The organism is Seohaeicola saemankumensis (genome assembly GCF_042678485.1).
Classification (GTDB): domain Bacteria; phylum Pseudomonadota; class Alphaproteobacteria; order Rhodobacterales; family Rhodobacteraceae; genus Seohaeicola; species Seohaeicola saemankumensis.
Genome location: NZ_JBHTKR010000001.1, coordinates 724,026 through 740,891, shown reverse-complemented (window position 1 = coordinate 740,891; position 16,866 = coordinate 724,026). Strand labels below are relative to the sequence as shown.

Annotated in this window: 17 protein-coding genes; 10 read left to right on the top strand and 7 right to left on the bottom strand. The window is 66.4% G+C overall.

The genetic code is table 11. The features are described from left to right. Positions 1–17: 17 nt before the first annotated feature. Both ACFQ3C_RS03545 and dksA read right to left on the bottom strand, forming a co-directional pair. Entirely contained in the window at positions 18–1,184 is a 1,167-nt protein-coding gene (locus tag ACFQ3C_RS03545; RefSeq protein WP_380789042.1) for an FAD-dependent oxidoreductase, read from the bottom strand. Between the two features lie 76 nt (positions 1,185–1,260). Continuing rightward, positions 1,261–1,683, bottom strand: coding sequence for an RNA polymerase-binding protein DksA (gene dksA, locus ACFQ3C_RS03540; protein ID WP_380789118.1), 423 nt, complete (start codon positions 1,681–1,683; stop codon positions 1,261–1,263). Positions 1,684–1,867: 184 nt separating this feature from the next. On the opposite strand from dksA, the gene ACFQ3C_RS03535 reads away from it, so the two are divergent. The 8 genes from ACFQ3C_RS03535 to ACFQ3C_RS03500 all read left to right on the top strand — a co-directional run bounded on the left by ACFQ3C_RS03535 (position 1,868) and on the right by ACFQ3C_RS03500 (position 8,298). Continuing rightward, entirely contained in the window at positions 1,868–2,707 is an 840-nt protein-coding gene (locus ACFQ3C_RS03535; RefSeq protein WP_380789041.1) for an AAA family ATPase, read from the top strand. Between the two features lie 177 nt (positions 2,708–2,884). Beyond that, entirely contained in the window at positions 2,885–3,076 is a 192-nt protein-coding gene (locus ACFQ3C_RS03530; RefSeq protein ID WP_380789040.1) for a hypothetical protein, read from the top strand. Continuing rightward, the gene (locus ACFQ3C_RS03525; RefSeq protein WP_380789039.1) at positions 3,073–4,458 is read left to right on the top strand and encodes a DUF2927 domain-containing protein; all 1,386 of its coding nucleotides are present in this window, start codon (positions 3,073–3,075) and stop codon (positions 4,456–4,458) included. The genes ACFQ3C_RS03530 and ACFQ3C_RS03525 overlap by 4 nt, the downstream gene beginning before the upstream one ends. After that, complete coding sequence (locus tag ACFQ3C_RS03520) at positions 4,455–4,622, top strand: apolipoprotein acyltransferase (protein WP_380789038.1); 168 nt, start codon at positions 4,455–4,457, stop codon at positions 4,620–4,622. Before ACFQ3C_RS03525 ends, ACFQ3C_RS03520 begins: the two co-directional genes overlap by 4 nt. Before the next feature lie 5 nt (positions 4,623–4,627). Next, positions 4,628–5,812 carry a vWA domain-containing protein gene (locus ACFQ3C_RS03515; RefSeq protein ID WP_380789037.1) on the top strand — a complete coding sequence of 395 codons (1,185 nt, stop codon included), beginning with the start codon at positions 4,628–4,630 and terminating at the stop codon, positions 5,810–5,812. A gap of 133 nt (positions 5,813–5,945) precedes the next feature. Further along, a complete protein-coding gene (locus ACFQ3C_RS03510; protein WP_380789036.1) occupies positions 5,946–6,278 on the top strand; it encodes a hypothetical protein in 333 nt (110 codons plus the stop codon). 73 nt (positions 6,279–6,351) lie between these two features. Next, on the top strand, positions 6,352–7,512 hold the full coding sequence (locus tag ACFQ3C_RS03505; protein WP_380789035.1) for a cytochrome P450: 1,161 nt from the start codon (positions 6,352–6,354) through the stop codon (positions 7,510–7,512). Positions 7,513–7,608: 96 nt separating this feature from the next. Continuing rightward, entirely contained in the window at positions 7,609–8,298 is a 690-nt protein-coding gene (locus tag ACFQ3C_RS03500; RefSeq protein WP_380789034.1) for a M48 family metallopeptidase, read from the top strand. Between the two features lie 21 nt (positions 8,299–8,319). Here the strand turns inward: ACFQ3C_RS03500 and ACFQ3C_RS03495 are convergent, their stop codons facing one another. Genes ACFQ3C_RS03495 through ACFQ3C_RS03485 form a run of 3 tightly spaced genes read right to left on the bottom strand, consistent with a single transcriptional unit; the run spans position 8,320 to position 10,758 of the window. Next, a complete protein-coding gene (locus tag ACFQ3C_RS03495) occupies positions 8,320–8,868 on the bottom strand; it encodes an RSP_2648 family PIN domain-containing protein (protein ID WP_380789033.1) in 549 nt (182 codons plus the stop codon). After that, complete coding sequence (locus ACFQ3C_RS03490; protein ID WP_380789032.1) at positions 8,865–10,061, bottom strand: RSP_2647 family RNA methyltransferase; 1,197 nt, start codon at positions 10,059–10,061, stop codon at positions 8,865–8,867. Before ACFQ3C_RS03490 ends, ACFQ3C_RS03495 begins: the two co-directional genes overlap by 4 nt. Positions 10,062–10,098: 37 nt before the next feature. Next, positions 10,099–10,758, bottom strand: coding sequence for a DUF6778 family protein (locus tag ACFQ3C_RS03485; protein WP_380789031.1), 660 nt, complete (start codon positions 10,756–10,758; stop codon positions 10,099–10,101). A 290-nt stretch (positions 10,759–11,048) separates the two neighbouring features. Between ACFQ3C_RS03485 and edd the strand changes: the two genes are divergently transcribed. After that, positions 11,049–12,878 (top strand): phosphogluconate dehydratase, encoded by a 1,830-nt coding sequence (gene edd / locus ACFQ3C_RS03480; protein ID WP_380789030.1) that lies wholly within the window; start codon positions 11,049–11,051, stop codon positions 12,876–12,878. A 90-nt stretch (positions 12,879–12,968) separates the two neighbouring features. Next, a complete protein-coding gene (gene eda, locus ACFQ3C_RS03475) occupies positions 12,969–13,616 on the top strand; it encodes a bifunctional 4-hydroxy-2-oxoglutarate aldolase/2-dehydro-3-deoxy-phosphogluconate aldolase (protein WP_380789029.1) in 648 nt (215 codons plus the stop codon). 149 nt (positions 13,617–13,765) lie between these two features. On the opposite strand, the gene ACFQ3C_RS03470 is transcribed toward eda, so the two are convergent. Next, a complete protein-coding gene (locus ACFQ3C_RS03470; RefSeq protein WP_380789028.1) occupies positions 13,766–14,038 on the bottom strand; it encodes a hypothetical protein in 273 nt (90 codons plus the stop codon). Next, positions 14,035–16,836 (bottom strand): [protein-PII] uridylyltransferase family protein, encoded by a 2,802-nt coding sequence (locus ACFQ3C_RS03465; protein ID WP_380789027.1) that lies wholly within the window; start codon positions 16,834–16,836, stop codon positions 14,035–14,037. Before ACFQ3C_RS03465 ends, ACFQ3C_RS03470 begins: the two co-directional genes overlap by 4 nt. Positions 16,837–16,866 lie beyond the last annotated feature (30 nt).

Genomic DNA, 16,866 nt, shown 5'->3' with positions numbered 1-16,866 from the left:
GCGGCGAATGGGCTGCGTCACTCTGCCGTGACATCGTGATCGTAGAGCCAGGAAAACTGTCGCATCATGCGATCTGGCGCGACCGCGCCGCCCAACCGCATCACGGCATGGGCCGCCAGCCGCAGCGGTGCAAAACCGATATGGTATTTCCAGGCATTGCCATTGGCCGCCGCGATCACCCGGCGCGCCCTTGCCTCGCGCCGCGCCTGATAGCTGGCAAGCCCCGCCGCCACGCTGTCGCAGCGCGCCAGCTCATCCGCCAGCACCCAGGCATCCTCCAGCGCCATGGAGGCGCCTTGCGCCAGGAAGGGCAAGGTCGGATGGGCCGCATCGCCCAGAAGCGCCAGCCCCCCGCCCTGCCAGATCCGCGCGACAGGATGCCGGAACAGACCCCATAGCCGGGCCTCGGTCACCTGGGCCAGCATCGCGCGCGGGGCGCTGCCGAAATCGGCGAAGGCGGCGCGCAGGTTGTCGGGATCATCGGCCTGCTGCCAGCCTTCCTCGGCCCAGGCCTTGCGTTCCTGCACTGCCACGATGTTCAGCAGGCTGCCCCCCCGCAGGGGATAGCTGACGATATGGCGGCCAGGCCCCATGTGCACCCAGGCCTCGGGGCCGCGCGCGTCGGTGTTCGGCACGATAGCCCGCCAGGCTACCTGGCCGGTGAAGAACGGTGTCTGCGCGCCGTTCAGGACCGGTCGCAGCACGGAATGCAGCCCATCCGCCCCCAGAACCAGGTCGGACGCGATCCGGTCGCCGGTCGCCAGATGCACGACAGGTTCCACGCCTGTGTTGACGGCTGTCACGTGATGCGACAGCCGGATCGTCACACCGGCTTCGCGCGCGCCATCGGCCAGCAGGTCGATCAGATCGGCGCGATGCACGAAATGATAGGACGAATCGGCCAGACGCCCCAGATCCAGCCGCACCACCTGGCGGTCGCGATGATCCTTCAGACAGACCGCGCGCGCCTGGACCGAGGCGGCGCGCAAGCCCCCCTCAAGACCAAGGGCCCGCAGCACCGCCATGCCATTGGGGCTGATCTGCAGCCCCGCCCCCACCTCGGCAATCTCTGGGGCCTGCTCCAGCACAGTCACATCCGCACCGCGCAGCGCCAGCGCGCGCGCCGCCGCCAGACCGCCGATCCCGGCGCCGATCACCACGGCCCGCATCCCCAGAAGGCTCATGAGGTTCCTTTCAAACGACAACGCCGAAGCGTCACCGCTTCGGCGTCTTGGTCTTGATCCTGGTCAGGCCCGGCCATCAATCGTCGCGATGCACCTTTTCGCGACGCTCGTGACGCTCCTGCGCCTCAAGTGTCATGGTGGCGATCGGACGCGCGATCAGGCGCTTTAGGCTGATCGGCTCGCCCGTCATCTCGCAATAGCCGTATTCGCCGTCATCGATCCGGCGCAGGGCCGCATCAATCTTGGCAACCAGCTTGCGCTGACGGTCACGGGTCCGAAGTTCCAGCGCGCGGTCCGTTTCCTCGCTGGCGCGGTCTGCCACGTCTGGAATGTTGCGCGTGCCGTCCTGAAGACCCTCGATCGTGTCGCGGCTGTCTTCAAGTATCTCCGATTTCCACCTCAACAGCGCATTGCGGAAATATTCCAGCTGGCGCTCGTTCATGAAGGGTTCGTCTTCGGCTGGTGTGTAATCCGTGGAATGAAAGGATTCGGCTTTCATGTCTGCTCCCTCATAAAGGCCCACATCTGTCATTACGTCTTCCTTTGACATCTGGTGCCTCCCCCTGGCGGTGCAAATAGCCCAGCACCAAGGGATTGTCACTACCCCTTTGTGGCCGCATTGCAGGGAATGGGGCTTCGCGGTAGTGTGCCGCAACAAAACTGTTCATCAGGTTGGAGATACGATGAAATTCGAAGGCACCGAAGCCTATGTGGCCACCGAAGACCTGACCGTCGCGGTCAATGCCGCCGTCACGCTGGAGCGGCCTTTGCTGGTCAAGGGCGAACCCGGCACGGGCAAGACCGAACTGGCCCGGCAGGTGGCGGCCGCACTGGGCCTGCGGATGATCGAATGGAACATCAAATCCACCACCCGCGCCCAGCAGGGGCTTTATGAATATGACGCGGTCAGCCGGTTGCGCGACAGCCAGTTGGGCGATGCGCGCGTCAATGACGTCAAGAACTACATCCGCAAGGGCAAGCTGTGGCAGGCGTTCGAGGCCGACGAAAAGGTCGTGCTGCTGATCGACGAGGTCGACAAGGCCGATATCGAGTTTCCCAACGACCTGTTGCAGGAACTCGACCGGATGGAATTCTTCGTCTACGAGACCGGCGAGACGATCCGCGCGCGCCAGCGTCCGATCGTGATCATCACCTCGAACAACGAAAAGGAACTGCCCGACGCCTTCCTGCGGCGCTGTTTCTTCCACTACATCCGCTTCCCGGACGAAGACACCATGCGCCGCATCGTCGCCGTGCATCACCCCGGCATCAAGGAAAAGCTGCTGACCACGGCGCTGACGCAATTCTATGAACTGCGCGAGACGCCGGGGCTGAAGAAGAAACCCTCCACCTCCGAGGTGCTGGACTGGCTCAAGCTGCTGCTGGCCGAGGATCTGGCGCCCGAGGATCTAAAGCGCGATGGCGCCAATGCCCTGCCCAAGCTGCACGGCGCGCTGCTGAAGAACGAACAGGACGTGCATCTGTTCGAACGGCTTGCCTTCATGGCCCGCGCGCAGCGCTGAAGCGCTGACAGGTGGCGGCACCAGTTCCGCCGCGCGATGACACACAGCGCCCCCGCTTGCCGGACCGGCATGCGGGGGCTAATCTGGCAAAAAGCCACAAACTTGCCGCACGTCGTCCTTAGCCCGGTCAGGAAGGGTGGCGACAGTCCAGCCGAACACATTAACGAAGGGCAGGACATGACAGACACGACACCGCGCCGCACCCATTGGGTGCAGCTTGCCACGCTTGTTTTGCGCAGCCTTGACCGCTTGCTGCCCCAACCGGCGCAAGTCGGCCTGCAGCCTGCCGGGATCACCGCCGGCGGCACGGCGCGCGATCGGCAGTTCAACGATCGTTTCGGGGGCAAACGCGGGGTGTACCAGGAATGAAAGGGCTGTTTCCTCGTTTCTTTTTTCCAGTGTTTCTCTTGCTGGGGGCCTGCATGCCCGGCGCCCAGACCGAGATGCCCAGCCGCGCCATGGCCATGATCGACAACGACCTGCCACCGATGCGCGTTTTTGCGGCACCGCAGCCCGAAACCTTCGCAATCTCCAACAGCGATCTGCTGCGCGATGTGATCGACCTCGCGTTCGAACTGGAATCGGGCCGATCGCTGCCCGTCCTGACCCGGTTCGAGGGGCCGGTGACGGTCCGCGTCACGGGCAATCCGCCGCCCACGCTGAATTCCGATCTCAACCGGCTTTTGTTCCGCCTGCGTACCGAGGCCGGGATCGACATCGCCCATACCGGCCAGGCCGACGCCCATATCACCATCGAGGCTGTCAGCCGCGCGGATATCCGCAGCCACCTGCCGCAGGCCGCCTGTTTCGTCGTGCCCAACATCTCGCGCCTGTCCGAATTCCGTCTGGCGCGGCGCAGCCCGCGCACCGACTGGGCCCGCCTGACCCGGCGCGATCGCATGGCGATTTTCCTGCCCAATGATGCCAGCCCGCAAGAGGTACGCGATTGCCTGCACGAGGAACTGGCACAGGCGCTGGGGCCGCTCAACGATCTTTACCGGCTGCCGCAATCGGTCTTCAACGATGACAACGTCCATGCCGTACTGACCGGCTATGACATGATGATCCTGCGCGCGATCTATGCGCCGGAACTGCAATCCGGCATGACACGCGCCGAGGTCGCCACGCGGCTGCCCACGATCCTTGCGCGCATCAATCCCGCCGGACAGGGTCTTGCCCCGCGCCGCGATGCCGATACGCCGCGCCCCTGGTCGGCCGCGATGCAGACGGCGCTGGGTCCGGGCGCCACGCCCGCGGCGCGCCGCGCCGCAGGTGAACGCGCGCTTGATATCGCGCGGGTCATGCGGCTTCAGGATCATCGACTGGGCTTTTCCCATTACGTGATGGGCCGGCTGGTCCTGCCGCTTGATCCTGTGGCAGCGGTCGAACACTTCCGCCAGGCCGATGCGATCTTTGCGCGGCGGCCCGAATACGCGATGTACCGCGGCCTGGTCAGCGCCCAGCTGGCCGCCTATCTGGTGGCGCAGGGCAACGGGCCCGAGGCTGTCGAACTTGTCAGCGCGATCCTGCCCGTCGTCATCCGCCACGAGAACGCGGCCCTTGTCGCCACCCTCAACATGCTGCGCGCCGAGGGGCTGGACCTGTCGGGACGCGGCGTCGAGGCGCAGGCCGTGCGGCTGGACAGTCTGGGCTGGGCGCGTTACGGGTTCGGGGCGGAAGGGGCCATTCGCGCCAAGATGCGCGAGATCGGCGCCCTCAGTCCGCTGTACAGGAGAAACGGGCGAATATGATCGTACTTGGCGCGGCGCTACTGGGGGCCATCATCGGCGGCATGACAGCCGCAAGACGCAAGGGCAACAAGATGGACATCGGCCAATATGCGGCCGCCTATGCCATCGCCTTTGCGCTGCTGGGGCTGTTCATCACCCTCTTCGTGCATCGCGCGGCGCTGTAAATCCGATGTTCCTGCCCTTCTTCGACAATCTCAGGAAAGGCGGCGTCCCGGTCAGCCTGCGCGAATACCTGTCCTTCCTTGAAGGCATGTCGCGCGGTCTTGTGACCTATGACGTGGAAGGGTTCTACTATCTTGCCCGCACCGCGATGGTGAAGGACGAGCGCAACATCGACAAGTTCGACCGCGCCTTCGCCGCAACCTTCAAGGGGCTGGAAGAGATCCGTCTGGACGATGTGCTGAAGGCCGTGAACATTCCCGCCGAATGGCTGGAAAAGCTGGCCGAAAAGCACCTAAGCCCCGAAGAGATGGAAGAGATCAAGGCCCTTGGCGGTTTCGACAAGCTGATGGAGACGCTGAAACAGCGGCTCGAGGAACAGAAAGGCCGCCACCAGGGCGGCAGCAAATGGGTCGGCACCGCCGGCACCTCGCCGTTCGGGGCGCATGGCTACAACCCCGAGGGCGTTCGCATCGGCCAGGACAAGTCGCGCCATCAGCGCGCGGTCAAGGTCTGGGACAAGCGCGAGTTCAAGAACCTCGACGATACGGTCGAGCTGGGCACGCGCAACATCAAGGTGGCGCTGAAACGTCTGCGCCGCTGGGCGCGCGACGGCGCCGCCGAAGAGCTGGACCTGGATGGCACGATCCGCTCGACCGCCGAACAGGGCTATCTGGATGTGAAAACCCGCCCCGAACGGCGCAACGCCGTGAAGGTGCTGTTGTTTCTGGATGCGGGCGGGTCCATGGACCCGCATGTCAAGGTGGTGGAAGAACTGTTTTCCGCCGCGCGGACCGAGTTCAAGCACCTGGAATATTACTATTTCCACAATTGCCTTTACGAGGGCGTGTGGCGCGACAACCGCCGCCGCTGGGACCAGCAAACCCCCACATGGGAGGTGCTGCGTACATACGGATCCGATTACAAATGCATCTTCGTGGGTGACGCCAGCATGTCTCCCTACGAAATCGCCTATCCCGGCGGCGCCAACGAACACTGGAACGCCGAAGCGGGCCAGGTCTGGCTGCAACGCGCCCGCGAACAGTGGCCCAGCCATGTCTGGATCAATCCCGTGCCGGAAAAATACTGGTCCTATACCCAGTCCATCAAGATGATCCGCGAGATATTCGAGGATCGCATGGTGCCCATGACGCTTGCGGGAATCGAACGCGGCATGAAGGAAATGGCCCGCTGACCCTGCCTTGACCGGCGGTTTCTTGCCCCTTGCGTCAACCTCACGATGCCGTGATCTGCAGGAATATTCTGCCCGCCCTCCCGTTATGTCATGAAGGGGCGCAACCTGCGCCGCCGCTGCCGGAGAATCCACCATGACAACCGACGACACCCCGAACCTGTCACGCCGCCGCCTGCTGACCCGGATCGGCCTGGCTGCGGGCACCGCCTATGTCGCCCCGACACTGCTGCACCTGACCCCGGCACGCGCATCGGATGGCAGCCGTGGATCGGGCCGGGCGCGCGCGTCCTATTCACGCCCCTCCTATTCGCGGCCCTCGTTCTCACGGCCCTCACGCCGCGACCGCGACCGGAAGGATCGGCAGCGCTATTATGAACGCGGCGGTTATGAAGGCCCCTACCGCGACCGGCTGACCCGCGAAGAGCGTGCGCTGGACTACCTGCTGGAGACGCTGACAACGCGCTGAAGCGGCCGCCAGGGCTTGCGCGACGGCGGGTGGCGGATCAGACTGCGGGCAACGCCCAAAGCAAGGCCCCACCATGTCCGACGCCCCCGTCACCCATATCGACCCTGCCGCCTTTCGCGCCGATCCCTACCCGGTACTGGCGCGCATGCGGGCCGAGGCCCCCGTGACCTTCGTGCCGGAACTGGGCGCCACGCTCTTTACCCGGCGCGATGACATCTTCACCCAGGAAAAACGGATCGAGGTGTTTTCAAGCCTGCAGCCTGACGGGCTCATGACGCGGCTGATGGGCGAAAACATGATGCGCAAGGACGGTGCGGACCATCAGGCGGAACGCCGCGCGCTCTTTCCCGCGCTCAGCCCGCGCACGGTGCGTGACCACTGGCTGGCGGAATTCAGCGCCGCCGCCGAAACCATTCTGGCCGATCTGAAACCAAAAGGCCGCTGCGACCTGGTGCGCGACTACGCCATGCCCGTCTCGGCCGAGGCGCTCAAGGCGATCACCGGCCTGCGCCGGATGCCCGCCCCCGAGATGGACCGCGTGAGCCAGGGCATGATCGACGGCTGCGCCAATTACGCGGGCGATCCCGCGATCGAGGCGCATTGCCATGACTGCACCGCCTCGATCGACGCGCATATCGACATGATGCTGCCCGAGGTGACGGCGCGGCCCGATCATTCCGCCCTGTCGGTGATGCGCGTGGCGGGCCTGCCGATGGGCAGCATCCGCGCCAATATCAAGCTGATCATCTCGGGCGGGCAGAACGAACCGCGCGACGCCATCGCCGGCACGATCTGGGCGCTGCTGCGCCACCCCGACCAGCTGGCAAGGATCCATGCGGGTCATGCCACATGGGCGCAGGCCTTCGACGAATATGCCCGCTGGATGTCGCCCATCGGGATGTCTCCGCGCCGTGTCGCACGGGTCGACACGACCTGTGGCGTCACCTTTCAGCCCGAGGATCGCGTCTTCTTCATGTTCTCCTCCGCCGGGCGGGACGAGGCGCATTTCGACGCCCCCGACCGTTTCGACATCTCCCGCGATACCGGCCCCGCCATCAGCTTCGGCGCGGGTCCGCATTTCTGCGCCGGCGCCGCCGCCGCGCGCGCGCTCATCGCCGATGTGGCCCTGCCCGCCTTTGCACATCTGCCCGACCTGGCGCTTGACGGGCCCGCCCCCTTTGCCGGATGGGCCTTTCGCGGCCCCCTTTCGGTGCCTGTCCGCTGGAAAGCCTGACCGCAGGCTTCATCTTTCCCCAAATACTCATCAGCGCGCCCCTCTGCCGCACATCCCGCCCTTGCCGCAGCGCCTCGCCCGGACCATATCAAGATCATGCTCAAGTTTACCCCGATCCTTCTGGCCATCCTGTACGGCGTCGCCATGTACCGCTTCTCGGCCTGGCGCACGGCCAAGGAACTGGACAGCCGTTCGACCGAACTGGCCGACCCCGACCTGCGCCGGATGACGGATCGTCTGGCCGCGGCGCTCGATCTGCCACGGATCCGCGTGCATATCTATGAAATCGAACCGGTCAACGGTCTGGCGGCCCCCGACGGGCGCATCTTCATCACACGCGGCTTTTACAACCGGTTCCGCGAAGGCGCCGTCACGGCCGAAGAAATGGCAAGCGTCATCGCCCATGAACTGGGCCATGTTGCCCTGGGCCACGCCCGCCGCCGGATGATCGACTTTTCCGGCCAGAATGCCCTGCGTACCGCGCTGGCCATGGTGCTGTCGCGTTTCCTGCCCGGGATCGGTATCTGGATCGCCAACACGCTGACGACGATGCTGGCGGCACGGCTGTCGCGGTCGGACGAATACGAGGCGGATGAATATGCCTCGGCGCTGCTGACCAAGGCCGGGATCGGCACAGGTCCGCAAAAATCGCTTTTCACCAAGCTGGAGGCGCTGACAAACAGCCGTGGCGGTGTGGTTCCGGCCTGGCTGATGAGCCACCCCAAGACCCCCGACCGCATCGCCGCCATCGAAAGGAACGAGGCCCGCTGGAGCGGCATCACCTGAGCCCTGACCATTGGCCGGGGTTTATCCCTGCCCCGCCAGTGTCTTGCCAAGGCGCGGCAGATGCGCCTTCTTCATCAGCCGCCGGATATCCCAGGGCGCGCCCGACAACCGCTCGGCCTCCTGCCGCACGACCTCGGCGGCATGGGCCACGGCCTGCGGGTAATCGTCATGCAGCGCCATCAGGAACTGGTCCGCGTCCAGCCGTTCCAGCCCTTCCTCGGCCAGGATGTTGCGCGGAAAATCCCGCGCGTTCAGCGTCACGATCAGATCGGCATGGCCCGCGATGGCCGCGGCCAGCACATGGGTATCGGCCGGATCGGGCAGCCAGAGCCGCGCCTCCAGCGAAGGGGCATAGCTGACCTCGGCCCCCGGCCAGCGCGCGCGCAGCATCGCCACCTCGCCGCGCGCCTGCGCCTCGGCCCCCGGACCCAGCTTGATGGCGGCACGGGCCCATTCCTCGAGAATGCGGGCCGACCAGAGCGGCTGGAACAGCCCTTCGGCGGCGACACCCAGCAGAACTTCGCGCATCACCGTCGGGTAAAGCACGCAAGTATCCAGCAAGACCTTCATAGACGGAAGAACAGCGCCTTGAGGTATCCGCTTTCCGCCAGTTGCGGCAACAGCGGGTGATCGGGCCCGGCAAAGCCCGTGTGGATCTGTTGTCCCTGCCGCCCGGCGCGCCCGATCCCGCGGAGACACGCCCCGTGGAACCTGTCGAGATCGGCGGCATGCGAACAGGAACACAGCACAAGAAACCCGCCCTCGGCCACCAGCGACGCACCCAGGCGCGCCACGCGCTCATAGGCCCGCAGACCCGTCTCCAGCGCCTGTTTTGATGGCGCAAAGGCCGGCGGATCGCAAACCACGACGTCGAATTGCGCGCCCTCTGCGGCCAATGCCGTCATCACGTCGAAAGCATCGCCCTTGCGCGTGTCGAAGCGCGCCGCCACACCCGTGGCCGCGGCCCCCTCGCGGGCCAGCGCCAGGGCCGGGTCGGACCCGTCCACCGCCAGCGCATGTTCAGCCCCCGCCGCAAGCGCGGCCAGGGCAAAACCGCCCACATGGGAAAACACATCCAGAACCCGCGCACCCTTGGCCAGCCGCGCGGCAAAGGCATGGTTGGGACGCTGATCGAAAAACAGCCCTGTCTTCTGCCCGCCGGTCAGATCGGCCATATAGATGGCGCCGTTCATCGGCACCTGCACCGGCGCGTCAGGCGCCTGCCCCAGCAGCACGCCGCTGACATCGTCCAGCCCTTCAAGGCCGCGCGCCCGCCCCGAGGCGCTTTTGATCACGCATCTCACGCCGGTCACGGCCACCAATGCGGCGACAAGATCATCCAGCATCATCTCGGCCCAGGCCGCGTTGGGCTGGATCACGGCCGTGTCGCCGAAACGGTCGATGATCACGCCGGGCAATCCATCCGCCTCGGCATGAACAAGCCGGTAGAAGGGCTGATCGTGCAGCCGGCTCCGCAGCGCCAGTGCGCGGGTCAGCCGCGCCTCCAGCCAGGCGCGATCCACTGTTGCTGCGGGATCGCGGTCCATCACGCGGGCGATGATGCGCGAATTAGGGTTCACCGTCACCAGCGCCAGGGGCGCGCGTTCGGCATCCTCCAGCACGGCAAGGCTGCCCGGAGCAAGCCCGCGCGAGCGCCGGTCAGTGACCAGTTCATTGTCATAAATCCACGGAAAGCCGTGGCGGATGGCGCGCGGCTGGGCTTTGGGGCGCAGGCGCACAACGGGATAAGAGGACGGTGTCATACCGCCCTCTTACGCCTGTTTCGCAATGCTGGAAAGGTCAGATCGGCTTGCCGGTTTCCAGGCCCGCCACCAGCTGCGTGGTGCCGCGCTTGCCGCTCATGCTGCCGGGCTGTTCCAGTTCCGACCGGAACACATTGGCCAGGTGCCGGGTCACGCGCAGCTTCTGGGTCAGACCCTGACGCTCGGCTTCCATGGCGCGATCGCCGCCGTATTCCTTCAGATCGGCACGGATCTCGCGGGTCGGCGCCAGCGGCGCGCCGGTCTTGGGGTCCCGCAGCGTCAGATCGAACCGGATCGAATGCACGCCACCCACGGAATAGCGGGTCTTTTCGGTCAGCGAATGAAACCGCTTCAGCGTGATCTCGACCACGGCAGGCGTGCTGCCCTTGTGGCCGCTCCGGGCGATGGTCATGCTCTCGGCCAGGATCGCCTCGAGCTGTGCATGACGGTCGCCATAGGCGTCACCGCGCCAGACGATATCACCCATGGGGTAATAGCTGTTGGCCTCGGACACCTTCAGGCTGCGCGGCACCACGATACGCGTCTCGACGACATTGATCGAGGTTTGCGCCAGATGGGCCGCAGCGGATTGCAGCGCCGCATCGGATGACGCGTTACGCGTGGACAGATCATAGCTGCCGCAAGCGGACAGACCCAGAACGAGGACAAGGGCAAAGGCCCGGCGGAAAAGTGTCATACGATATCTCCTTTGGGAAAAAGGGTTTCCCGGAACTGTCGAAAGGTATGCAGGTGCAATAAGTCCAAATCAGGGCAAATTTTCCCCGAATCCGAGAAAGTTTTTCCGGCAAACCCCGGCTTTGCGGCAGGATCGGGGCAGCTTCGCCCCCCGAATGTACAGCGCCGGCACCACCCGCCACAAAGTTGTACCGTCCCTTCCGCGCCGATACGCTTGCACTGTTACCGCTAACGGAATATATCAGGGCCTGTCGTCACAGACAGGGCAGGACAGACCGAGGGGGGATTGCGATGTCATTGCACGATCAGGTGGCGCGCGTCACGGATCGGATCGCGGAACGCAGCCGCGACAGCAGATCGCGGTATCTGGACCTGATGCGCCGTGCCGCGGCGGAGGGTCCCCGGCGCGCGCATCTCAGCTGTTCGAACCAGGCCCATGCCTATGCCGCGATGGGGCCTGACCAGGCCACACTGGCGACGACGCCAGCCCCCAACATCGGCATCGTGACCGCCTATAACGACATGCTCTCGGCCCATCAGCCCTTTGAACGCTTTCCCGACCTGATCCGTCAGGCCGCGCGCCGCGTGGGCGCCACGGCGCAGGTCGCGGGCGGCGTTCCTGCCATGTGCGACGGGGTCACGCAGGGCCAGACGGGGATGGAACTGTCGCTCTTCTCGCGCGATGTGATCGCGCTGTCGGCGGGGGTCGCGCTGTCGCATAACACCTTCGACGCGGCGCTCTATCTCGGTGTCTGCGACAAGATCGTGCCGGGCCTGGTGATCGCGGCGGCGACCTTCGGGTATATTCCGGGCGTGTTCCTGCCCGCCGGTCCGATGACATCCGGTCTGCCCAATGACGAAAAAGCCCGCGTGCGCCAGCAATTCGCCGCCGGACAGGTGGACCGCGCGGCCCTTATGGCGGCCGAGATGGCCTCCTATCACGGCCCCGGCACCTGCACCTTCTACGGCACCGCCAATACCAACCAGATGCTGATGGAATTCATGGGTCTGCACCTGCCCGGCGCGTCCTTCGTCAATCCCGGCACGCCGCTGCGCGAGGCGTTGACGATCGCGGGCACGGAAAGGGCCGCAGCGATCACGGCGCTGGGGAATGACTTCACCCCCGTCTGCGACGTGCTGGACGAACGCGCCTTCGTGAACGGAATCGTGGGTCTGATGGCCACGGGCGGATCGACCAATCTGGTGCTGCACCTGCCCGCCATGGCCCGCGCGGCGGGCGTGCTGCTGGAGTTGCAGGATTTCCACGACCTGTCACAGGTGACGCCGCTTCTGGCCAAGGTCTATCCCAACGGGCTGGCCGATGTGAACCATTTCCACGCCGCGGGCGGTCTGGGCTACACGATCGGCCAACTGCTCGAGGCGGGGCTGCTGCACCCCGACACGATGACCGTCGCCGGCAAGGGGCTGGAGCGTTACACGCATGAGCCAAAACTGACCGAGGCGGGCCAGAACACGGGCCTGAACACGGGCCTGACATGGACACCCGGCGCGCGCGACAGCCAGAACACCCGCATCCTGCGCCCGGTCTCTGATCCCTTCGACGCGACGGGCGGTCTGCGCCAGCTGGACGGCAACCTGGGAACCGGCGTCATCAAGACCTCGGCCGTGGCCCCGGAACGCCATGTGATCCAGGCCCCGGCCCGTATCTTCGACACGCAGGACGCGGTGAAAGAGGCGTTCAAGGCGGGCGAATTCACCACCGATACCGTGGTCGTCGTGCGCTTCCAGGGACCGCAGGCCAATGGCATGCCGGAACTGCATGCGCTGACCCCGGTACTGGCCGTCCTTCAGGATCGCGGGCTCAAGGTGGCGCTGGTCACCGACGGGCGCATGTCGGGCGCCTCGGGCAAGGTCCCGGCCGCGATCCACATCAGCCCCGAGGCCGCCGCCGGCGGCCCCCTCGCGCGGTTGCGCGACGGCGACATCATCCGGCTGGATGCCACCACGGGCCTGATCGAGGCACAGGTACCGGATCTTGACGACCGCGCCCCCGCCACCCCGGACCTGACCGGCAATGGCAACGGCGTCGGCCGCGAGCTTTTCGCCATGTTCCGCGCCAATGTGGGGCCCGCCGCAACCGGCGCCGCCGTGGTGGTCTGATATGCGCGCGCGCCCCTGTTTCTTCTTGCTGCAAATATCCAGATCCCGACGGCAGCCCCGGTTGCCGGCCTTTGCGATGGAACCCTGACCATGACACCGCATCAAGCCTCTGACGCCACATTGGCGCTGTGCCAGATGGCCCCAGTCATCCCGGTTCTGGTGATCCGCGACCCGGCCCATGCCCGCCCGCTGGCGCAGGCGCTGGTTGCGGGTGGCCTGCCCGTGCTCGAGGTGACGCTACGCACCGCCGCAGCCCTCGAGGTGATCGCCGAGATGGGCCATGTCGCGGGCGCGGTCGTGGGCGCGGGCACGGTGCTGTCGCCTGCGGATGTGCGCGCGGTCAAGGCGGCAGGCGCCGCTTTCGCCGTCTCGCCCGGCGCGACCGACCGGCTTTTGTCCGCCTGCGAAGATAGCGCCCTGCCGCTGCTGCCCGGTGCCGCCACCGCGACCGAGGCGATGGCCCTGCTGGAACGCGGCTATACAACGCAGAAATTCTTTCCCGCCGAGGTCGCGGGCGGTGCCGCTGCCCTGCGCGCCCTGTCATCCCCGCTGCCGCAGATCACCTTCTGCCCGACCGGCGGGATCGGCCCGGCGAATGCCGCCGATTACCTGAGCCTGCCGAATGTTGTCTGCGTGGGCGGCAGCTGGGTCGCGCCCTCCGAGATGATCGCGCGCGGCGATTGGGACGGGATCACCGCCCTGGCCCGGGCCGCCGCCGCCCTGCCCCGCACGACCTGACCCGCACGACCTGACGCCCATCAGCCCTGACAGCGCCGCAGGCCGCGTCCCGCGCCCGTTCCGCGCCGTTCCGTCCCGCGCCCGTTTCGTCCCACGCCCGTTCCGCGCCGCGCCCGTTCCACCACGTGTTCGTTCCGTCGCGCGGCCGTTCAGTCGCGCGGCCGTCCGCGCCAGCCACCGCGCCGACCCTGCCGTGTCATCGCCTGCATGCCCTCGCGCATCACGGCCGTCATCGGGTGGTCGGGGGCATCGGCCTCGTGACGCGCAACCAGCACGGCAAGGATGGTGCGGCTGTCGCTGCCATCGGGCAGGCTCAGCGCCCAGTCCAGAAAGATCGTGCGGCACTCGCCAGGTGTGATGCCGTCGATCCGGTAGGCTTCGGCGATCAGACCCTTTGGGTCCTCGGGTGTGCCCTTCTTCATGCCGCATCCTCCGGCGCCTGGCCAAGGACCGCGCTGATCGCGGCGTCGGCGGCCTGTGCAACCTCGACCAAGGCAGCTTCAAGCCCTTCCAGCGTTTCATGACCTGTCTCGTGCAACAGCATCCTGCATCCTCCCTCACCGATCCGCGCAGGATCAAGCGGCTTGTCACTCAGCAGTTTCGATACCAGCTGCACCCGCCAGAACAGCAGATAGGCCTCGGACAGCGCTGCGCCAGCGGCGTCATCCAGCCAGCCGCAAGCGACACAATCGGCCAGCCCCTCGCGGACGCCGCGCGCCTTGCTGCGCGCCATCAGGTTGCCGGCCTGCGCCATCAGTTCCACATCCTGCAACCGGCCCGGTCCCAGCTTGGCGTCCCACGGCCCGTCGGGCGCCTTTGCCGCGGCGATACGCGCGCGCATCGTGGCCACCTCGGCGATGATCCTGTCGCGCGGATGGCCGCGTTCCAGAACCGCGTCGCGCACCGCCTCCACGTCAAGGGCCAGCGCCGTCTCGCCCGCCACGGGGCGCGCACGGGTCAGGGCCAGATGCTCCCAGATCCAGGCCTCGTTCATCTGGTAATCGCGAAAACTGGTCAGGCTTGTCGCGACCGGCCCCTGCGTGCCCGATGGGCGCAGGCGCATATCGACCTCGTAAAGCCTGCCCTCGGCCATGGGCGCGGTCAGCGCCGTCACCATCGCCTGTGTCAGACGCGCGTAATAGGGCCGCGCCGCCAGCGGGCGGCGGCCATCCGACATCTCGACCCCATCGGCATCGTAGATCACGATCAGATCCAGATCCGAGGTCGCATTCAGCCGCGCGGCCCCAAGCGATCCCATGCCCAGCACCATGGCCCCCCGCCCCGGCGGCGCGCCATGCTTGGCCGCGAACTGCGCCACCACGACAGGCCAGAGCGCGCGCAGCACCGCCTCGGCCAGATCGGCATATTGCGGGCCCACGGCTTCGGCCTCGATCAGGCCGCGCAGGTGATGCACGCCGATGCGGAAATGCCATTCCTTGGCCCAGCGACGCGCGGCATCCAGCTTGCGCTCGTAATCGCTCTCGCTGTCCAGCAGGGCCGAGAGTTCCTGCGCCAGCGCGGCGATCCCCGGCCAGGGTGCGAAGAACCCGCCCCCGATCACCGCGTCGAACACGCCAGAATGGCGCGAAAGATGCTGCGCCAGCGCAGGCGATGTGCCGACGATATCGACCAGCAGGTCGATCAGATGGGGATTGGCCTCGAACAGCGAGAAAAGCTGCACACCCGCGGGCAGCCCCGCGAGAAAACCATCAAAGGCCAAAAGCGCCTCATCGGGCTTGGCCGCGCGCGCCAGACGCGACAGGATCTCGGGGCGCAGGCGCTGGAAGATCTCGACCGCGCGGGCGGACCTGAGCGCCGGATAACTGCGCCAGCGGCTTGTCACCTCGGTATCAAACGTCTCGGCCTGCGCGGCAGGCACCTCGGGTGCCGCCACGATCCCGCTTCCGGCAAAGAAGCCTTCGGTCAGCTCGTGCACCTCGCTGATGCGCGCCTTCAGATCGCGCTCAAGCGCCGCCTGTTGCACCCCCATGAAGGCCGCAAGCCGGGCAAAGCCTTCATCGTTGCGCGGCAGGCTGTGGGTCTGCGCGTCATTGATCATCTGCAAGCGGTGTTCCACCTCGCGATGGGCGCGGTAATGCCGCGTCAGGGTTTCGGCCACCTCATCGGGCACCCAGCCCTTGCGCGCCAGCACCGACAGCCCCTCGACCGTGCCGCGCACCCGCAATTCGGGATCGCGCCCGCCCGCGATGATCTGGCGGGTCTGGGTGAAGAATTCGATCTCGCGGATGCCGCCGCGGCCCAGTTTCATGTTGTGATCGGCCAGCACGACCGGCCCGCCCAGCCCCTTGTGGGCGCGGATCCGCAGGCGCATGTCATGGGCATCCTGGATGGCCGCGAAATCCAGATGCTTGCGCCACACGAAAGGACGCAGGGTTTTCAGGAACCGCTCGCCCGCCGCCAGATCGCCCGCCGAAGGCCGCGCCTTGATATAGGCCGCGCGTTCCCATGTCCGGCCCAGGCTTTCGTAGTACCGTTCGGCCGCTTCCATCGCCATGCACACGGGGGTGACGGCCGGATCGGGGCGCAGCCGCAGATCGGTGCGGAACACATAGCCCTGCGCGGTATTGTCGTTCAGCATCGCCGCCATCTTGCGCGTGGCCCGGATCAGCGCGGCGCGCGCCTCGTGATAGTCGTCGGGCGCAAACCGGGTTTCATCGAACAGGCAGATCAGGTCGATATCCGAGGAATAGTTCAACTCGAACGCGCCCATCTTGCCCATGGCCAGCGCCACCAGGCCGCCGCCGGTTTCGGCATCATCCTCGGTTGCGCCGGGCAGCTTGCCGCGCCGGATTTCCGCGCCGATGGCGGCGCGCAGGGCCAGTTGGCAGGCCAGGTCTGCAAAACGCGTCAGCGCGCCGGTCACCTCCTCCAGCGGCCAGGCGCCCGACAGATCGGCCAGCGCCGTCAACAGGGCCACGCGCCGCTTGCCCTGCCTGAGCGCATCCGCCAGCGCATCGGGCGCGACCTGCGACAGATCATGATGCAGCCGCGCCAGCGCGTCCTCGGGATCGTCAAGCGCGGGCAGGATCCAATCCGCCTCTTTCTCAATCAGGGATTTCAGATAGGGGCTGCATCCCCCGGTGCCCTCAATGAGCAGGGCGATATCGCCCTTGGCTGCGGGAATGGCGGCGCGCGCTTCTGCACCCCGATCGGGGTCGAAGGGGCGTGGCATGCGGGTCAGGCGGCTTGCAATCGACATGGCCGCACCTTGAGCGCAACGCTCAAGGCT

What these genes read in the sequence shown, in the direction of transcription:
- ACFQ3C_RS03470 (WP_380789028.1), bottom strand. Translation starts at nt 14,038, where the DNA reads ATGAAGAAGGGCACACCCGAGGACCCAAAGGGTCTGATCGCCGAAGCC.
- ACFQ3C_RS03525 (WP_380789039.1), top strand. Translation starts at nt 3,073, where the DNA reads ATGAAAGGGCTGTTTCCTCGTTTCTTTTTTCCAGTGTTTCTCTTGCTG.
- eda (WP_380789029.1), top strand. Translation starts at nt 12,969, where the DNA reads ATGACACCGCATCAAGCCTCTGACGCCACATTGGCGCTGTGCCAGATG.
- ACFQ3C_RS03505 (WP_380789035.1), top strand. Translation starts at nt 6,352, where the DNA reads ATGTCCGACGCCCCCGTCACCCATATCGACCCTGCCGCCTTTCGCGCC.
- ACFQ3C_RS03500 (WP_380789034.1), top strand. Translation starts at nt 7,609, where the DNA reads ATGCTCAAGTTTACCCCGATCCTTCTGGCCATCCTGTACGGCGTCGCC.
- ACFQ3C_RS03515 (WP_380789037.1), top strand. Translation starts at nt 4,628, where the DNA reads ATGTTCCTGCCCTTCTTCGACAATCTCAGGAAAGGCGGCGTCCCGGTC.
- ACFQ3C_RS03490 (WP_380789032.1), bottom strand. Translation starts at nt 10,061, where the DNA reads ATGACACCGTCCTCTTATCCCGTTGTGCGCCTGCGCCCCAAAGCCCAG.
- ACFQ3C_RS03530 (WP_380789040.1), top strand. Translation starts at nt 2,885, where the DNA reads ATGACAGACACGACACCGCGCCGCACCCATTGGGTGCAGCTTGCCACG.
- edd (WP_380789030.1), top strand. Translation starts at nt 11,049, where the DNA reads ATGTCATTGCACGATCAGGTGGCGCGCGTCACGGATCGGATCGCGGAA.
- dksA (WP_380789118.1), bottom strand. Translation starts at nt 1,683, where the DNA reads ATGAAAGCCGAATCCTTTCATTCCACGGATTACACACCAGCCGAAGAC.
- ACFQ3C_RS03485 (WP_380789031.1), bottom strand. Translation starts at nt 10,758, where the DNA reads ATGACACTTTTCCGCCGGGCCTTTGCCCTTGTCCTCGTTCTGGGTCTG.
- ACFQ3C_RS03535 (WP_380789041.1), top strand. Translation starts at nt 1,868, where the DNA reads ATGAAATTCGAAGGCACCGAAGCCTATGTGGCCACCGAAGACCTGACC.
- ACFQ3C_RS03465 (WP_380789027.1), bottom strand. Translation starts at nt 16,836, where the DNA reads ATGTCGATTGCAAGCCGCCTGACCCGCATGCCACGCCCCTTCGACCCC.
- ACFQ3C_RS03510 (WP_380789036.1), top strand. Translation starts at nt 5,946, where the DNA reads ATGACAACCGACGACACCCCGAACCTGTCACGCCGCCGCCTGCTGACC.
- ACFQ3C_RS03495 (WP_380789033.1), bottom strand. Translation starts at nt 8,868, where the DNA reads ATGAAGGTCTTGCTGGATACTTGCGTGCTTTACCCGACGGTGATGCGC.
- ACFQ3C_RS03520 (WP_380789038.1), top strand. Translation starts at nt 4,455, where the DNA reads ATGATCGTACTTGGCGCGGCGCTACTGGGGGCCATCATCGGCGGCATG.
- ACFQ3C_RS03545 (WP_380789042.1), bottom strand. Translation starts at nt 1,184, where the DNA reads ATGAGCCTTCTGGGGATGCGGGCCGTGGTGATCGGCGCCGGGATCGGC.